This window comes from Brachybacterium avium, assembly GCF_002216795.1.
Classification (GTDB): Bacteria; Actinomycetota; Actinomycetes; order Actinomycetales; family Dermabacteraceae; genus Brachybacterium; species Brachybacterium avium.
Genome location: NZ_CP022316.1, coordinates 2,429,355 through 2,444,098 on the forward strand (window position 1 = coordinate 2,429,355; position 14,744 = coordinate 2,444,098).

The window sequence follows — 14,744 nt, forward strand, 5'->3', positions numbered from 1 at the left end:
GATGACATCAGCTATCGCATCCTTCAGGTGCTGCGAGATCACGGTCGAATATCGATGGCGGCCCTCGCCCAGGAGGTCGGCGTGTCCCGCTCGAACGCCTATGCGCGGGTCGAAGCGCTGACGGAGGCGGGAGTGATCACCGGCTATTCGGCGCGGATCGATCCGGTCCGCGCCGGGCTGGGGATCTGCACCCTGGTGTTCGTCACGACGCACCCGCAGAGGCTCCGCGAGTTCCTTGAGGAGATCGCGGACATCCCGGAGGTCGAGTCCGCGAAGATCACCACCGGTGAGCACGACGTCATGCTGCTGACCCGCGGCGCCGGGGTCGAGCACGTGCACAGCTTCGTGGTGGGCGTGCTCGCGGCGCTGCCGCAGGTCAAGAGCGTGGAGACGGTGCTGGTCCTCGACGAGGTCTTCGATCGGGGCCAGCTGCTCCCCACGGATCTGGGCGATCGCCGGGAACTGGCCGCTGAGCGCGGACTGCTGCGCTACACGCGGGCGAATCCGGACCGTCCCAGCAGCATCGAGTGACGTCGGACGCCGCGGCCCAGCCTCAGACCTGCAGGCAGACGCTCTCGTGCGGGGCGCCGTCGATGGCGAACTCCTCGATCAGCGCGATCCGGCCCTCCCGCTCTTCGACCCGACTGGTCGCGTCGCCGCGCACCACGCTGTGATCGGCGATGAGTTCGTGCGCGAACGAGATCGCGAGCGTCGCCTCGCTGAGGCGACCCACGAAGCGCCCCTCGGTCACCGTGTCACCGGTGTAGCTGCCCCACACCAGCTCGCCGTGCTGGTGGTAGACGAAGCGGGTGGGGGAGTCCGGATCCACCGCCGACGCGGTGGAGGAGAGCATGTCGAAGGTGAGGCCGTCGAGGGAGAGAGCGGAATGGGTAGTCACGAGGCGAGTATGGCCCATCGGGACGCACCCTTGCCGAGCGGTCGCCGATGCGGGCGGAGGCACCGCGGCCCCGCCCCTCGACCGATCGGCCCGAAGCATTGCCGCGCCAGGCCGCGCTCGTTAGCGTGGGAAGCGACCGAGCAGTTCATCGACCAGGAGGAGCTCTCATGAACGAGACCGTTGCAGTCCCCGCCCCCGCCGGCGCGAAGCGCACGAAGAAGGAGAACGCCGAGAGCGGTTTCCTCGCTCCGGCGGCGCTCGCCAAGAACCTCCAGGCGGTCCTCGTGGACCTCACGGCGCTGCACCTGGTGGGCAAGCAGGCGCACTGGAACATCGTGGGCCCGAACTTCCGCGATCTGCATCTGAACCTCGATGAGGTCGTCGACATCGCTCGTGCGAGCGCGGATGACGTCGCCGAGCGGATGCGCGCCCTCCACGCGACCCCCGATGCCCGCCCGGCCGTGGTCGCCGAGCAGTCCTCCCTGCCGGAGTTCCCGCAGGGCGAGGTTCACACCCACGACGCGATCGACCTGGTCACCACGGCGATCGAGAACACCGTGGGCACCATGCGCAACGTCCACGACGAGGTCGACGAGGCCGATCCCACCTCGGCGGACATCCTCCACGGCATCCTCGAGAAGCTCGAGCAGCAGGCCTGGTTCATCAGCGCAGAGACGCGCACCCCGCAGCAGCGCTGACCTGCATCCCCGACGACGGCGGCCGGGCGGCGGAAAACCGCCGCCCACCCGTCGTCGGGGCGTACCGTGCGCCGGACGATCGGCGAGATCGCCCGGCGCGATGCCGCCGTCACGGTCGCCCGGCAGGGGAGCGGGGGCACCGCCTCGAAGCAGGTACCGTCGACACCATCCATGGCGGTGCCCCCGCGCCTGAGCCTGCACGCCCCCGGCTCGGCGCGAGCACCGCCCTCCCTGTTCATCCCGAGGCTCCGATCTCGGACGAAGGAGCGCCATGAGCGTCCCCCATCTGCTCGACCACATCGTCATCGCCGGCCCTGACCTGGCCGAGACCGTGGACTGGTTCCGCGAGCTCACCGGCGTCACCCCCGCCCCCGGCGGCGCCCACCCCACCGGCACCGCCAACGCGCTGGTGGCCCTCACGGTCAACGGCGAGCCGCGCCCGCACTACCTCGAGCTGATCGGCCCCGACCCCGAGCGGGAGGGGGAGGAGCTGCCGAAGACCTTCAGCATCAACCGCCTGAAGAAGCCCACCCTCATCACCTACGCCGTGCATCCGAGCAGGATCGACCAGGTCGTCGAGCGTGCCCGCGCCGCCGGCTTCGACCCCGGTGACGTGCAGGACCTCTCCCGCCGCACCCCGGACGGCACGGAGCTCTCGTGGCGGCTCACCCAGGCGCAGGCCCCGCGCAACTACGCCGTCCCCTTCCTCATCGACTGGGGCGAGACCACCCAGCCTGGCCTGGGCGACCTGCCCTCGATCGAACTGGTCTCCTTCGAGCGGATCGAGGTCAACCCCGCCCCGCAGCAGAAGGCCACCGACGCGCTCGGCCTCGGTGACGGGGTCGCGGCGATCCGCCAGGCTCAGGGCTCCCGCTTCGTGCTGCAGCTGCGCACCGAGGACGGCCGCGAGATCCAGATCTGAGCAGAGCGCCTCAGCCCTCGCCGCCGACGGCCCGCGTGTAGCGCAGCAGCAGCTCGTCACCGGCCTGCAGCACGGCGGCGAGCTCCATCGCCGTGGGCACGGAGAGCGGCGAATGGGCGATGCGGGCCGCCGGCCCCGTCTCGAGCGTCGGGGCGAGGGTGAGGCACAGCTCGTCGACCACGCCGGCCGTGAGGAACGAGCCGAAAAGAGTGGGCCCGCCCTCGCAGTGGACCCGCCGCAGCCCCCGTCGGCCGAGCTCCTCGCGCACCCGCACCGGATCCACCTCGGTCTCACCCGCGTCGACGACGTCCGCCACCTCCGCGAGCGCCGCCCGACGCTCCGCCGGTGCGTCGGTGACGGTGAGCACGAGCGGCCGCACCGGGGCCTCGGTGAAGATCGAGGAACCGGGGTCCAGGTCCAGGCGGCGGGTCACCAGCGCGAACACCGGCTGCGGGGCGAGACCGTGCTCCACCCGCCAGCGCTCGGACTCCTCGGGCAGCCGCATCGCCCCGTAGCCCTCGGCGCGCGCGGTGCCCGCACCGAGCAGCAGCACGTCGGCCCAGCGGCGCAGCAGCTCGAAGACGCGGTGGTCGGCGTCATCGCCCAGCCCGCCGGAGAGCCCGTCACGGGTGACCGCCCCGTCGAGGCTGGAGATGAAGTTCATTCGCAGCCAGGGCCCGGCCGGCGGGGCATAGCCCTGCAGCAGCTGGTCATCGGTCAGCGCCGTGCCGGGGATGGGCCAGAGCGAGTCGATCGGGGTCATGCAGTGCCTCCTGGGGAGCGGCCGGGGTCGGGGGTCGAGGCCAGTGCGCGCAGGTCCACCCGTCGGCCGCGGAAGGGGACGTGCTCCTGTGCCAGCAGGGAGGGGGCGGTCCCGCCGTGGCAGGTGGCCGGGGTGCCGTCGGCGCGGACGATGCGCCACCAGGGGATGTCCTCCAGGGCGGCGACATGGCGGCCCACCTGGCGCGGATGCAGTCCGGTCTCGACGGCGATCTCGCCGTAGGTCATCACCTGGCCGGGACGGATCGTCGCGGCGACGGCGCGGACGGCCTCGCGGGGATCCTCCACGACGACTCCTCTCCCTGGCTCACTGCACGCCCGTTCCGCCGCTGAGGCGGCAGCGGCCCTTCGGCGACACCGCGGGGCACCGTTCCGACGGCCGGATGCGTTCCTGCCCGCACTCTAGCCCTGCCCGGGAGGCCGCCCGGGGTGAGGGGCGAGACAGGGACGACGCCCCTGCGGCGGGTCTATGGTGAAAGAGGCGAGCCCGGGACCCACGGCACGGCCTGCAGGCGGCGCCGACCCGTAGGACGCGCGGGATCGGAGGTGATCACCGTCAGCGGGCCGGAGCGCCCCGCGTCCCCGCCGCCGCACGCACGAGGACGTGCCCCCGGTGCCCGAGCCGGCATCACCGGCCCGGCAGGCACCGAGCGGCATCGCAGGACACCGCGGCCGGGACCTCCGCGCCGCCGACGCACCCAGTGAAGGAGCCACACCATGTCTTCTGATTCGCTCTATCCCCAGGCCACCCCCGCGGTCGGCGCTCGCCGCAAGGAGCTCGCCCCGACGGTCGACGCCGCGTTCAACGCCTTCAGCAAGGCCGTCTTCGCCGATGGCGCCCTGCCCGGCAGCACGAAGCAGCTGATCGCCGTGGCCGTCGCCCACGTGACCCAGTGCCCGTACTGCATCAAGGGGCACACCCGCCTCGCCTCCCGCGCCGGCGCCACGGACGAGCAGATCATGGAGGCGATCTGGGTCGCCGCCGAGATGCGCGCCGGCGGTGCCTACGCCCACTCCACCCTCGCCCTGGACGTGCTGGACGGCCACGAGCACCACGCCTGATCCGCTGGCGGAACGCCTCACAGCGGCTCGTCGAGCTGCCGGAGCTCCGCGATCCGCTATGGCACCACGTTGTAGTTCACCCGGAACAGGTTCCGGGGGTCGTACTCCCGCTTGACCTGCTGCAACCGGTGATACGTCTGCTCGCCGTAGGCCCGACGCGTGAGGTCGGAGATGGGCTCTCTGAATTCACGGGCGCGGAAGTTCACGTACTCGCCGTGCTCGCCGAGCCGCTTCATCGCCGCCCCGGCCTGCTCGGCGAAGGCGGTGAAGCGGGCATCCTCGCTGGGGTCGTGCCAGTACCCGTTGATCGCCATCCAGAACCGGGCGGTGCGATTGGGGAACGCCGTCGCCTGCGGTGACACTCGTGCGAAGGCCCCGCCCAGGTGGTGGATGTCGATAGAGGTGCCCCGTCCGGGCAGTGCCGCGGCGACCGCGGTGATCGTGTCCAGCGCATCCTCATCCATCCGGGAGAACGCCGTGTTGCGCCAGAACCCGCGCGCCGCCACGGTGAACAGCGCATCTGCCGCACTCTGCCACTGCGGCCACGAGATCGGGCCGATGTCGGCCTCATCCGGCGGCGCCGCCTGAGACAGCCGCTCCAGCAGCGCCCGCCCGCGCGCCTCGTCCTCGCCCACCCAGGTGCAGCGCAGCAGCAGCCACGGCTCATCACCCATCCCGCGATGCTGCGGCAGCACCATCACCGTAAGGATCGAGGTGAGCGCATCAGGGAGATCGCGGCTCCAGCGTTCGAAGGCCGCCAGCGCCCGACGCCACTGGGCCGGGCGATAGTACAGCGTCGCGCCCAGCACCGGATCGGGCAGCGCCACCGCCTCGTAGGTGAAGGAGGTGACCACCCCGAAGTTGCCGCCGCCCCCGCGTAGCCCCCAGAACAGCTCCGCATGCTCGTGCTCGCTCGCAGTGATCTGCTCCCCGTCGGCGGTGATCAGCTCGGCCCGCACCAGACGATCCAGCGCCAGCCCCGCCTGCCGCACCAGCCAGCCCACGCCCCCGCCGAGCGTCATCCCCGCGATCCCGGGGGTGGAGACCGTCCCCAGCGGCACGGCCAGACGATACGGAGCGGTCGCCGCGTCGACATCACCCGTGCGGGCTCCGGGCGCCGCCGTGACCAGCCGCGTCGCCGGGTCGACCCTCACCTCCCGCAGCTGGCCGAGGTCCAGCACGATCCCGTCGTCGACTGTGCCGAGACCCGCGTTGCTGTGCCCGCCGCCCCGCACCGCCAGCGGCAGTCCGGTGGTACGAGCCGCCTCCAGAACGGGCGGGATATCCGCCACGGAGGCCGCGCGGACGATCAGCAGCGGATACCGGTCGATCAGCTGGTTCCACACCTCGCGGGCCTCGTCGTACCCCGCCTCGCCGGGCTCGAGCACCTGGCCCTGCACCTGGCTCCGCATCCGGCGCAGGGCGGGCATCGCCTCAGGGACCGGGAATCCGCCCGTCGTGGACGACATATCTGCCTGCGCTCTCTGCACCGGTGCGTGAGCATCTCGCCCGAGCCCCCGTGCCTGTCACCCGCGGGCGGCGACAACCCGGCCATCGAACGGCCGACGGCGCGCGCCGCGGAACCTGCCGTGAACTGCATGGATCGTACTGTTGACCGTACTCTGGGCGCCCGTGCGGAGCAACGGACCACCGGGCTCGCGCCGATTCTGCGACAGTAGGAGCACCCCTCGAGCCGCTCATCCGCCCGACCAGCACCCGTCGTCCCCCGAAGGAGACCTATGCCCACCCCCACCGAGCTCGACGCGATCACCCAGGCCGACCTGATCGCCGCCGGTGCGACTCGCTGGTCCCGCGGCGACGACGTGATCGGAGCGTTCGTCGCCGAGATGGACTTCGGCATCGCCGAGCCCATCACCCGCCGACTCCACCGGGAGGTGGACCGCGGCTCCTTCGGTTACCTGCCCTCACCGATGGTGAGCGAGCTGCAGCAGGCCACCGCCGGGTTCCTGCGCCGTCGGACGGGATGGGAGGTCGCTCCCGGGGACATCCACGAGATGCCGGACGTCATCGCGATCTTCGCCACGGTGCTCGAGCACTTCCTCGCCCCGGACGCGAAGATCATCGTCCCCACCCCGGCCTACATGCCATTCCTCGAGGTGCCCGCACTGCACGGCCGCGAAGTCATCGAGGTCCCGATGCTGCAGGACGCGGACGGCCGCCACCACTACGACCTCACCGCGATCGACGCCGCATTCGATGCGGGCGGCGGGCTGTTCGTCCACACCAACCCGCACAACCCCACCGGGCGGGTGATGACCCGTGAGGAGCTCGAACCGCTTGCCGCGCTGGTGGACCGCAGGGGCGGGCGGGTGTTCTCCGACGAGATCTGGCTGCCGCTGGTGCTCGAGGGCGAGCACGTCCCCTACGCCTCGCTGAACGACACCGCCGCCGGGCACACGATCACCGCAGTCGCCGCGTCCAAGGCCTTCAACCTGCCGGGGCTGAAGTGCGCGCAGCTGATCACCAGCAACGACACCGACCGGGAGCGCTTCGTCGAGGTGGGCCACTTCGCCCGCCACGGCGCCGCGAACCTCGGCCTCGCCGCTACCTGCGCCGCCTACGACGAGGCAGAGCAGTGGCTCGACGACATCCTCGCCTACCTGCGCCGCAACCGTGACACCGTCACCGAGCTGGTCACCGAGCTCCTGCCCAAGGCGCGGCTGACCACGCCGGAGGGCACCTATGTGGCCTGGCTCGACCTGCGCGAGTACGGCATCACCGGCTCCCTCCACGACCACCTGCTCGAGCACGCCCGCGTCGAGTGCACCGAGGGCACCGACTGCGGCGCGGTCGGGGAGGGGCACGTGCGGCTGATCTTCGCGATGCCGCATCCGCTGCTGGTCGAGGCGATCACCCGCATCGCGCGGGTGCTGGAGCCGGGCCGAGCCGCATGATGTCGGCCCAGAGCGGGCCGGGCTCGCCCAGCGGCGACGGCAGCGGAGCAGTCTTCTTCTCCGCTGCTCCGGAGCCGGACACCACGGATCCTGTCGACGCCGCCGGTCAGGGACAGACGGGCTGGCCCTGGTTCCTCCCGCAGTCCGGGCTGCGGCGCGATCTGCTGGAGAGCGCCGCTGATGTCGACCAGGACCCGGCCGGAGCGGCTGCGGTCTACGCAGGGATTCCCCTGGTGCACGGGGCGGTGCGGCTGCTCGAGCACGTGGGGGAGGGCTGCGAGGTCACCTCTGACGGTGCGCTGCCCCTGGCTGACGTCCGCGCTCTGGTCGTGTCCTGGCAGCTCGACCTCGGCGGGCAGGAGCTCACCTCGATGTGGCAGGTCGGTGAGGTCGTCGGCCCCTGGAACGCCCTGGTCAGCGGCGGCTGGTTGGAGCTGTCCAGCACCTGGGTCGGACCGGGGGAGGGCATGGCGCCAGCGGTTCCGCAGGCGGAGGAGCCCGCAGCGTTCGTCCGCTTCGCCCGGGCGCTGATCCTGCTGCTGCTCCTCGACGTCCTGAAGCAGAGCCCCGAGGACGGTGGCCTGTTCGGTGACCCCGACACCTTCGCCGCCCTGATGCACACCGTCGAGCCCGAGGGGCTCCTGCTGCCGGCCGAGATCCGCATCGCGCTGGACCGCGGCCTGGTCCCCGAGGACCCCGGCGGGGATCCCGACATGGACGAGATCCAGCGGTACTGGCGCGCGCAGCGGGATCTGACGGCACTGGCCGCCTACGGGCTGCTGAGCCGGGAGACCTCCGCCGACGGGCAGGACACCAGCTTCCATGGCGCCATCGAGGTGATCGTCGAGGCCTTCGGCGCGCAGGAGATCCTCAGCGAGCTCGACGAACCGCAGTGACTCGACGTGCCGCAGTGACTCGATGGACCCCAGTGACTCGAGGGACCGCCGCGAGCGGCCTCGCTCCCGGCCGCGTCAGGTCCGCAGATGCGAGGCGCCGTTCAGATCCAGGATCGTGCCGGAGGCCCACTGCGCCTCGGGCGCGGTGAGATAGAGGATCGCGGCGGCGACCTCCTCGGCGGTGCCCACCCGGCCGAAGGGGCTCTGCGCCCGCAGCGAGGCCCCGTCGGGTCCGGCGAGCTTGTCCTGCTGCCGTTCGGTGGCCACGAAGCCCGGCGCGACCGAGGCGACCGCGATCCCGTGCGGCGCGAGCGCCACCGCCATCGACTGGCCGAAGGCGTGCAGCCCGGCCTTCGCCGCCGCGTAGGCGGGGGCATCCGGCTCGCCGCGGAACGCGCCGCGGGAGCCGACGTTCACGATCACGCCCGGGGCCTGACGGGCGATCAGGGAGCGGGCCACCAGGTAGCTGAGGTTCGCCGGCGCGGTGAGATCGACGTCGATCATGCGGGTCAGCCGCTGTTGCCAGGTCGCGAAATCGACCTCGTCCACGCGGTGATCGGTCTCGGTGCCCGGGGCGATGCCGGCATTGTTCACCAGCACGTCGACCTGGCCGAGCTCGGCCACAGCCTCCTCGACAACGCGCTGGGCCGTTCCGGGAGCGGAGAGATCCCCGCCGATGAGCACATGGCCGTCGCCGTGCAGTGCGGAAAGGGTCTGCTCCGCCTCCTCGCGGCGACTGCCGTAGTGTACGGCCAACTTTTCGCCTCGCTCGCTGAGCGCGATCGCCGTAGCCCGGCCGATCCCGCGCGATGCCCCCGTGACCAGTGCGCCCCTCATCCTGTTCCTCTCCACGCTCCCGCCCAGCTCGACGGGCGACAGCGCCATCATCCCCCAGACACGGTGCTCGACCGAGTCCCGGCCGGGGCCTTCGCCGCAGCGGAGCCACCAGAACTCTGACGCATATAGGCGTTGAACGGATGTGGAGCGTTCAACCGTCACCTGAGGCAGAGTTCTGGTGGTGGGAATCCGGGGCAGCACTCTGGTGGCTGGAAGCTGGGGCAGCACTCTGGTGGCTGGAATCTGGGCAGCACTCTGGTGGCGCCGGCCGCAACCCTGCTCACGCCGCCCGGCTCACCGCCGCCAGAAGAAGCAGTGCTCGACGCCGCTCGGCGCGGTGATCCGCTCGAGGTGGAAGCGGTCCTCGAGCTCCTCGGGACGCTCCCACAGCCGCAGCCCGGTCCCGTACTCGAGCGGTGCGATCGCCACGTGCATCTCATCGATGAGATCCGCGTCGAGGAACTCGCGCAGCGTGGTGACCCCGCCGCCGATGCGCACGTCCTTCCCATCGGCCGCGGCCTTCGCCTGCGCCAGTGCCTGGGCCGGGGCGGCGTCCACGAAATAGAAGGTGGTCTCTCCGACCCTCAGCGGGGGCCGCTCGTGGTGGGTGAGCACGAACACCGGGGAGTGGAACGGCGGCTCCTCACCCCACCAGCCGATCCAGCCGTCGTCCGGCCAGGGTCCGCGCTGCGGGCCGAACTTGTGCCGGCCCATGATCTCGGCACCGATGCCCTGGGCGAAGTCGCGGGTCAGCCGGTCCTCGAACCCCCGGCTGCCGCCCGGAGCCGTCCGCCCGGGGAAGTGCGCGGTCTCGAAGGCCCAGGCCATCAGCTCGCCGGGGTCGACGTGGCCGAAGGGACGCTGAAAGGTCTGCTCCTGGCCAGCGTCGATGCCGTCGCGGGAGACACCGAAGCTCTGGACGCGCACACGCTGCGTCATGACGGGATCCTCTCGATGAGCCGAGCTCCCATCGTGCTCCTCGTGGACGCGGCTGTCACCCTGTCGCTATCGGTTCCCCACCCGAACTCCGACGTATATGAGGGTGGAACGCTCACATATGGCGCTCCACCCTCATATACGTCAGGAATCTGGTGGCCGGGTCAGTCCCGTGAGTCCTTGTCGCCGAACATGCCCTCGGCTGCGCCCTTGACGGTGTCGCGAGCGTCCTGGAGCTTGTCCTTGGCGTCGGCCTTGCCCTGCTGGGCCTGGCCCTCGGTCTCAGCCTCCTTGTCGCCGGTGAGCTTGCCCAGGCCTTCCTTGGCCTGGCCGCCCAGCTTGTCCTTCGCGTTCTCGAACTTCTCGTCAGCACTCATTGCCAACCTCCTGTGTCGAGGGTGCGCGCCGATGGCGCGCGGTGGTCTCGAGTGTAGGACGGCGACGCCCGATGCGCCTGACCTGCCGGTCGGAGCGGAGCTCAGCGCCCCGGCCCCCGCCGCCCCTCACATCTCCTGCGCCGCCAACGGGATCCGCCCCCCGGCCAGCACCATGTCCACCTGACGCGAGGAGAGCCGGTGGGTCAGCGTCACCTCGCGCCCGCAGATCGTCCCGTGCAGTGCGCCGCCCTCGCGCAGCGCGTCGTGGATGCCCTCGAGCACCACCTCGTCGCCGGCGGAAGCCGCCTCGAGGTCGGCCGGGTCCGCGAACTCCAGCGGCAAGATCCCGAAGTTGGCGAGGTTCTGCCAGTGGATCCGGGCGAAGCTCACCGCGATCACGGCGCGCAGCCCCAGGTAGCGCGGGGCGATCACCGCATGTTCGCGGGAGGAGCCCTGCCCGTAGTTCTTCCCGGCGAGCACCACGTGCCCCGCCTCGGCCTCGCGCGACCGATCGGGATAGGTCTCGTCGATCCGGGTGAAGGAGAACTCGGCGATCTTGGGGATGTTGGAGCGGAAGGGCAGCACCCGGGAGCCGGCCGGCATGATCTCGTCGGTGGAGACGTCATCCCCCATCACCAGCAGGGCCGGCACCCGCAGCTCGTCCTCGACGGGGGAGAAGTCCGGCAGGGTGGAGATGTTCGGCCCCTTGATCAGCTCCACCTGCGCGGCCTCCGCCGGCGGCAGGGGCGCCGTCAGCATGCTGTCCACCTTCGAGTAGAACTCGGGCATCGCGGGGCGCGGATAGGCGAGGTCGTGGCTGTCCTCGAGGGTGCGCGGATCGGTGATCTTCCCGGTCAGGGCCGCGGCGGCGGCGGTCTCGGGGGAGCACAGCCAGACGGCGTCCTCCTCGGTGCCGGAGCGGCCGGGGAAGTTCCTCGGCATGGTGCGCAGGGAGTTGCGGCCGCTGGCGGGAGCCTGCCCCATCCCGATGCAGCCCATGCAACCGGACTGGTGGATGCGGGCGCCCGCGCCGACCAGCGACCCCAGCCAGCTGCCGGAGATCAGATCGGCGAGGACCTCGCGGGAGGTGGGGTTGATGTCCAGGGAGAGGCCGTGCGCGATCTGCCGACCCTCGAGGATCTCGGCGACCACCGCGAAGTCCCGCAGCCCGGGGTTCGCCGAGGAGCCGACGACCACCTGGGCGACGTCCTCACCGGCCACGGAGGCGACGGTGACCACGTTGCCGGGGGAGGAGGGCATCGCGATCAGCGGCTCCAGCTGGGAGAGGTCGATGTGCTCGGTGTGGTCGTACTCCGCGCCCTCGTCGGCCTCCCAGCGCTCGAACTGGTCGCCGCGGCCGACGGCCTCGAGGTAGTCGCGGGCGGCGTCGTCGGCCGGGAAGACGGTCGCGGTCGCCCCCAGCTCGGCGCCCATGTTCGCGATGACGTGCCGGTCCATCGCGGTGAGCTGCGCGAGGCCCTCGCCGTGGTACTCGATGATGCGGCCCACGCCGCCGCTGACCCCGTGACGGCGCAGCATCTCCAGGACCACGTCCTTCGCGCTGACCCAGTCGGGCATCGTGCCCGTCAGCTCCACACCCCAGACCTCCGGCATGCTCACGTACAGCGGCTGCCCGGCCATCGCCATCGCGATCTCGAGACCGCCCACGCCGATCGCCAGCATCCCCAGCGCTCCGGCGGCGCAGGTATGGGAGTCCGAGCCGATCAGCAGCGCGCCGGGGCGCCCGAAGTGCGCCTGGTGGACGGGATGGGAGACGCCGTTGCCGGCCTGGGAGAACCACAGCCCGAAGCGCTCGGCCGCGGACTGCAGGAACAGGTGGTCGTCGGGGTTCTTCTCATCGGTCTGCAGCAGGTTGTGATCGACGTACTGCACCGACAGCTCGGTGCGGATCCGGTCCAGGCCCATCGACTCCAGCTCGAGCATCACCATGGTGCCGGTGGCGTCCTGGGTGAGGGTCTGGTCCACCCGCAGGCCGATCTCGGCGCCGGGATCGGGTGTCCCCTCCACGAGATGGGCAGCGATGAGCTTCTGGGCGACAGTGCTGGGCATGGCGCGATCCTCCTCGAAGAGCAACCGCCGACGGGGCCCGTCGGCGGACCTCCCCCCACCGTAGGCCTGCTCCCCGGTGAACGCCATCGCACAGGCGAGCGGCTCGCCTCCCGGACCGCGCTTGCGCCCTGCGGCCCAGCGTGTACTCTCGCCGCATGCAGAACCGTTGGTTTACCTATGCGAAGTCGGCTCCGGAGGGGCCGGCGACCGTATAGCGTCCCCAACCCTCCAGAGCCGACAAGGGCAGAGCAGATGCTCTGCCCTTCGCCATTCCCGGCGGGCTCTGAGCATCGGGTCCGCCCTCACCACAGGACAGGACCCATGACTGCTCTCGCCACCGCCCCCGCTGCCGACCGCCACATCGCGAGCTTCACGCCGCTGCCCACCCCGGCGGAGCTGCTCGCCGAGCTCCCGCTCGACCCCGCCGCCGCCGCACAGATCGCCCAGCACCGCGAGCAGGTGCGCGCCGTGCTCGAGGGCCACGATGACCGCCTGCTCGTCGTCGTCGGCCCCTGCTCGATCCATGACCCCGAGGCCGGGCTGGACTACGCGCGCCGCCTCGCCGCGATCGGGGACGAGCTGGGGGAGGGGCTGCTGCTGGTGATGCGCACCTACTTCGAGAAGCCCCGCACCACCGTCGGCTGGAAGGGCCTGATCAACGACCCGCACCTGGACGGCAGCCACGAAATCGCCACCGGTCTGCGCCGCGCTCGCAGCTTCCTGCGCGAGGTCACCGCGCTCGGCCTGCCCGCCGCGACCGAGTTCCTCGAACCGATCAGCCCGCAGTACATCGCGGACCTCATCAGCTGGGGCGCGATCGGGGCCCGCACCACCGAGAGCCAGATCCACCGCCAGCTCGCCTCCGGGCTGTCGATGCCGATCGGCTTCAAGAACGGCACCGACGGCGGCATCCAGAGCGCACTGGACGCGATCGCCGCGGCCTCCGCCCCGCAGTCGTTCCTCGGCATCGGGGCCGACGGGCTGGCGAACCTCGTCTCCACCACCGGGAACCCCGATGCCCACCTCATCCTGCGCGGCGGGGCCGACGGGCCGAACTGGGGCCCGAGCCCCGTGCGCACCGCAGCTGAGCGTCTGGCCGCCGGCGATCTCCCGCGGCGCCTGATCATCGACGCCAGCCACGGCAACTCCGGCAAGGACCACGTGCGCCAGGCCGAGGTCGCCACCATGCTCGGTGAGCAGATCGCGGCCGACGGTGCGGCGGTCGCCGGGGTGATGCTCGAGAGCAACCTGGTCGCCGGTGCGCAGAGCCTCGACGTCGACGCGGGCCCGGTCGGCCTGGTGCGCGGCCAGTCCGTGACCGACAAGTGCATGGACTGGAGGACCACCGAGGCCGTGCTGCGCGCGCTCGCCGCAGGAGCGCGCCGCCGCCGCACCCGCGCCTGCTGACCCGCTCCGCCGCCGCGCCCGCTCCGCCGCCCGGACGGCCTCAGCCGGCGCGGCGCAGGGTGGCCACGATCGTCTCGCGGACCCGGTCGGCCATCCCGGGACCGTCCACGGGAGCGCGGCCGAGGACCTGGAACGGGATGAACTCGCGCCAGTGCGGGCCGAAGTTCAGCAGCCGCTCCATGTCGGAGGCCGGATCGATCCGCACCCCGGCGAGCTCCTCGTAGTCGGTGAGGAACCCCATCGCGGCCTCGGCGGAGAACAGCACGGCGAGGTTGAGCCGGCAATGGCCCACGTCCACGCCGCGGTCTGCGAGGCCGACGGTGGGCCAGTCCACCACCGCCGAGATCTCCTCCTCCCGCCAGAGCACGTTGAAGTGCTGGTAGTCGCCGTGGCTGAGCACGGCGCGGTCGGGATCGACGGGTCCGTCAGCGAGCTCGCGGGCGGCGCGGGCGAGTCCCGGGTCGCCATTCTGGTCCAGCCACGACAGCTCGGCTGTGTCCGCCGGCTCGCACGGGGCCAGCGCGGGCGGGGGCACCGCATGGATCCGTGCCAGCATCGCAGCGAGCCGGCGCACCCAGGCGCGCGGCTCGGCGGGGGCGAGCTCGACCCTGCCGGGCAGGAAGTGCGTGAGCGTCGTCGGCCGTCCGGTGGCAGCGCCGTCGGGGTCGGCGGCCAGCAGCGAGGGGACCGGCAGGCCGACCTCGGCCAGGGCATCCAGCCCGGCGACCTCGCGGCGCACCATCTCCTGGTCGCTCTCGCGCTCCCCTGGCCAGCGCCGCACCACGAGGTCGCCCTGACCGTCGGCGCGCCGCAGCTGCAGCATCTGTCCCGTGATGCCGCCGGTCAGGGTCTGCACCAGCGAGACCTCGCCGACGACGGGGGAGAGCCAGGCGAGCAGCGCTGGGTCGAGGGCTGCTGTCTCGGACGTCGCAGTCATGGGGCAGAG

At 71.7% G+C, this 14,744-nt stretch carries 16 protein-coding genes; 7 read left to right on the forward strand and 9 right to left on the reverse strand.

Features of this window, described 5'->3' with window-relative positions; translation table 11 throughout:
- Positions 1–54: 54 nt before the first annotated feature.
- Positions 55–531, forward strand: a complete 477-nt coding sequence (locus CFK39_RS10870; protein WP_245822493.1) for an Lrp/AsnC family transcriptional regulator — start codon at positions 55–57, stop codon at positions 529–531.
- Positions 532–553: 22 nt separating this feature from the next.
- Here CFK39_RS10870 and CFK39_RS10875 read toward each other — a convergent pair whose 3' ends face one another.
- Positions 554–898 carry an avidin-fold protein gene (locus tag CFK39_RS10875; RefSeq protein ID WP_218192255.1) on the reverse strand — a complete coding sequence of 115 codons (345 nt, stop codon included), beginning with the start codon at positions 896–898 and terminating at the stop codon, positions 554–556.
- A gap of 167 nt (positions 899–1,065) precedes the next feature.
- On the opposite strand from CFK39_RS10875, the gene CFK39_RS10880 reads away from it, so the two are divergent.
- On the forward strand, positions 1,066–1,596 hold the full coding sequence (locus tag CFK39_RS10880; protein WP_089065479.1) for a Dps family protein: 531 nt from the start codon (positions 1,066–1,068) through the stop codon (positions 1,594–1,596).
- A 271-nt stretch (positions 1,597–1,867) separates the two neighbouring features.
- Positions 1,868–2,518, forward strand: coding sequence for a VOC family protein (locus CFK39_RS10885; protein ID WP_089065480.1), 651 nt, complete (start codon positions 1,868–1,870; stop codon positions 2,516–2,518).
- Between the two features lie 10 nt (positions 2,519–2,528).
- Here the strand turns inward: CFK39_RS10885 and CFK39_RS10890 are convergent, their stop codons facing one another.
- Both CFK39_RS10890 and CFK39_RS10895 read right to left on the reverse strand, forming a co-directional pair.
- Entirely contained in the window at positions 2,529–3,281 is a 753-nt protein-coding gene (locus tag CFK39_RS10890; RefSeq protein WP_089065481.1) for a pyrimidine reductase family protein, read from the reverse strand.
- Positions 3,278–3,586 (reverse strand): MGMT family protein, encoded by a 309-nt coding sequence (locus tag CFK39_RS10895; protein WP_089065482.1) that lies wholly within the window; start codon positions 3,584–3,586, stop codon positions 3,278–3,280. Before CFK39_RS10895 ends, CFK39_RS10890 begins: the two co-directional genes overlap by 4 nt.
- A gap of 429 nt (positions 3,587–4,015) precedes the next feature.
- On the opposite strand from CFK39_RS10895, the gene CFK39_RS10900 reads away from it, so the two are divergent.
- Positions 4,016–4,360, forward strand: coding sequence for a carboxymuconolactone decarboxylase family protein (locus CFK39_RS10900; protein WP_089065483.1), 345 nt, complete (start codon positions 4,016–4,018; stop codon positions 4,358–4,360).
- A 56-nt stretch (positions 4,361–4,416) separates the two neighbouring features.
- Here the strand turns inward: CFK39_RS10900 and CFK39_RS10905 are convergent, their stop codons facing one another.
- A complete protein-coding gene (locus CFK39_RS10905) occupies positions 4,417–5,829 on the reverse strand; it encodes an FAD-binding oxidoreductase (protein WP_245822495.1) in 1,413 nt (470 codons plus the stop codon).
- A 270-nt stretch (positions 5,830–6,099) separates the two neighbouring features.
- Here CFK39_RS10905 and CFK39_RS10910 point away from each other — a divergent pair, with 270 nt between their 5' ends.
- Positions 6,100–7,275 carry a MalY/PatB family protein gene (locus tag CFK39_RS10910; RefSeq protein WP_089065484.1) on the forward strand — a complete coding sequence of 392 codons (1,176 nt, stop codon included), beginning with the start codon at positions 6,100–6,102 and terminating at the stop codon, positions 7,273–7,275.
- Entirely contained in the window at positions 7,272–8,171 is a 900-nt protein-coding gene (locus tag CFK39_RS10915; protein ID WP_157697146.1) for a hypothetical protein, read from the forward strand. Before CFK39_RS10910 ends, CFK39_RS10915 begins: the two co-directional genes overlap by 4 nt.
- Before the next feature lie 75 nt (positions 8,172–8,246).
- On the opposite strand, the gene CFK39_RS10920 is transcribed toward CFK39_RS10915, so the two are convergent.
- The 4 genes from CFK39_RS10920 to CFK39_RS10935 form a co-directional block, all read right to left on the reverse strand.
- Positions 8,247–9,059, reverse strand: coding sequence for an SDR family NAD(P)-dependent oxidoreductase (locus CFK39_RS10920; RefSeq protein ID WP_338027668.1), 813 nt, complete (start codon positions 9,057–9,059; stop codon positions 8,247–8,249).
- A gap of 243 nt (positions 9,060–9,302) precedes the next feature.
- Positions 9,303–9,947, reverse strand: coding sequence for a dihydrofolate reductase family protein (locus tag CFK39_RS10925; RefSeq protein ID WP_089065487.1), 645 nt, complete (start codon positions 9,945–9,947; stop codon positions 9,303–9,305).
- Between the two features lie 161 nt (positions 9,948–10,108).
- Complete coding sequence (locus tag CFK39_RS10930) at positions 10,109–10,321, reverse strand: CsbD family protein (RefSeq protein ID WP_089065488.1); 213 nt, start codon at positions 10,319–10,321, stop codon at positions 10,109–10,111.
- 126 nt (positions 10,322–10,447) lie between these two features.
- Positions 10,448–12,391: an aconitate hydratase gene (locus CFK39_RS10935; RefSeq protein ID WP_089065489.1), complete on the reverse strand. Its 1,944-nt coding sequence runs from the start codon at positions 12,389–12,391 to the stop codon at positions 10,448–10,450.
- Positions 12,392–12,712: 321 nt separating this feature from the next.
- On the opposite strand from CFK39_RS10935, the gene CFK39_RS10940 reads away from it, so the two are divergent.
- Positions 12,713–13,798 carry a 3-deoxy-7-phosphoheptulonate synthase gene (locus tag CFK39_RS10940; protein ID WP_089065490.1) on the forward strand — a complete coding sequence of 362 codons (1,086 nt, stop codon included), beginning with the start codon at positions 12,713–12,715 and terminating at the stop codon, positions 13,796–13,798.
- Between the two features lie 40 nt (positions 13,799–13,838).
- Here CFK39_RS10940 and CFK39_RS10945 read toward each other — a convergent pair whose 3' ends face one another.
- Positions 13,839–14,735, reverse strand: a complete 897-nt coding sequence (locus tag CFK39_RS10945; protein ID WP_157697147.1) for a phosphotransferase — start codon at positions 14,733–14,735, stop codon at positions 13,839–13,841.
- Positions 14,736–14,744 lie beyond the last annotated feature (9 nt).

Bases quoted from the DNA above. Each gene is read 5' to 3' on its own strand.
- CFK39_RS10890 (WP_089065481.1), bottom strand. From the start codon at position 3,281: ATGACCCCGATCGACTCGCTCTGGCCCATCCCCGGCACGGCGCTGACC.
- CFK39_RS10935 (WP_089065489.1), bottom strand. From the start codon at position 12,391: ATGCCCAGCACTGTCGCCCAGAAGCTCATCGCTGCCCATCTCGTGGAG.
- CFK39_RS10905 (WP_245822495.1), bottom strand. From the start codon at position 5,829: ATGTCGTCCACGACGGGCGGATTCCCGGTCCCTGAGGCGATGCCCGCC.
- CFK39_RS10930 (WP_089065488.1), bottom strand. From the start codon at position 10,321: ATGAGTGCTGACGAGAAGTTCGAGAACGCGAAGGACAAGCTGGGCGGC.
- CFK39_RS10885 (WP_089065480.1), top strand. From the start codon at position 1,868: ATGAGCGTCCCCCATCTGCTCGACCACATCGTCATCGCCGGCCCTGAC.
- CFK39_RS10945 (WP_157697147.1), bottom strand. From the start codon at position 14,735: ATGACTGCGACGTCCGAGACAGCAGCCCTCGACCCAGCGCTGCTCGCC.
- CFK39_RS10915 (WP_157697146.1), top strand. From the start codon at position 7,272: ATGATGTCGGCCCAGAGCGGGCCGGGCTCGCCCAGCGGCGACGGCAGC.
- CFK39_RS10920 (WP_338027668.1), bottom strand. From the start codon at position 9,059: ATGATGGCGCTGTCGCCCGTCGAGCTGGGCGGGAGCGTGGAGAGGAAC.
- CFK39_RS10880 (WP_089065479.1), top strand. From the start codon at position 1,066: ATGAACGAGACCGTTGCAGTCCCCGCCCCCGCCGGCGCGAAGCGCACG.
- CFK39_RS10940 (WP_089065490.1), top strand. From the start codon at position 12,713: ATGACTGCTCTCGCCACCGCCCCCGCTGCCGACCGCCACATCGCGAGC.
- CFK39_RS10900 (WP_089065483.1), top strand. From the start codon at position 4,016: ATGTCTTCTGATTCGCTCTATCCCCAGGCCACCCCCGCGGTCGGCGCT.
- CFK39_RS10925 (WP_089065487.1), bottom strand. From the start codon at position 9,947: ATGACGCAGCGTGTGCGCGTCCAGAGCTTCGGTGTCTCCCGCGACGGC.
- CFK39_RS10870 (WP_245822493.1), top strand. From the start codon at position 55: ATGGCGGCCCTCGCCCAGGAGGTCGGCGTGTCCCGCTCGAACGCCTAT.
- CFK39_RS10910 (WP_089065484.1), top strand. From the start codon at position 6,100: ATGCCCACCCCCACCGAGCTCGACGCGATCACCCAGGCCGACCTGATC.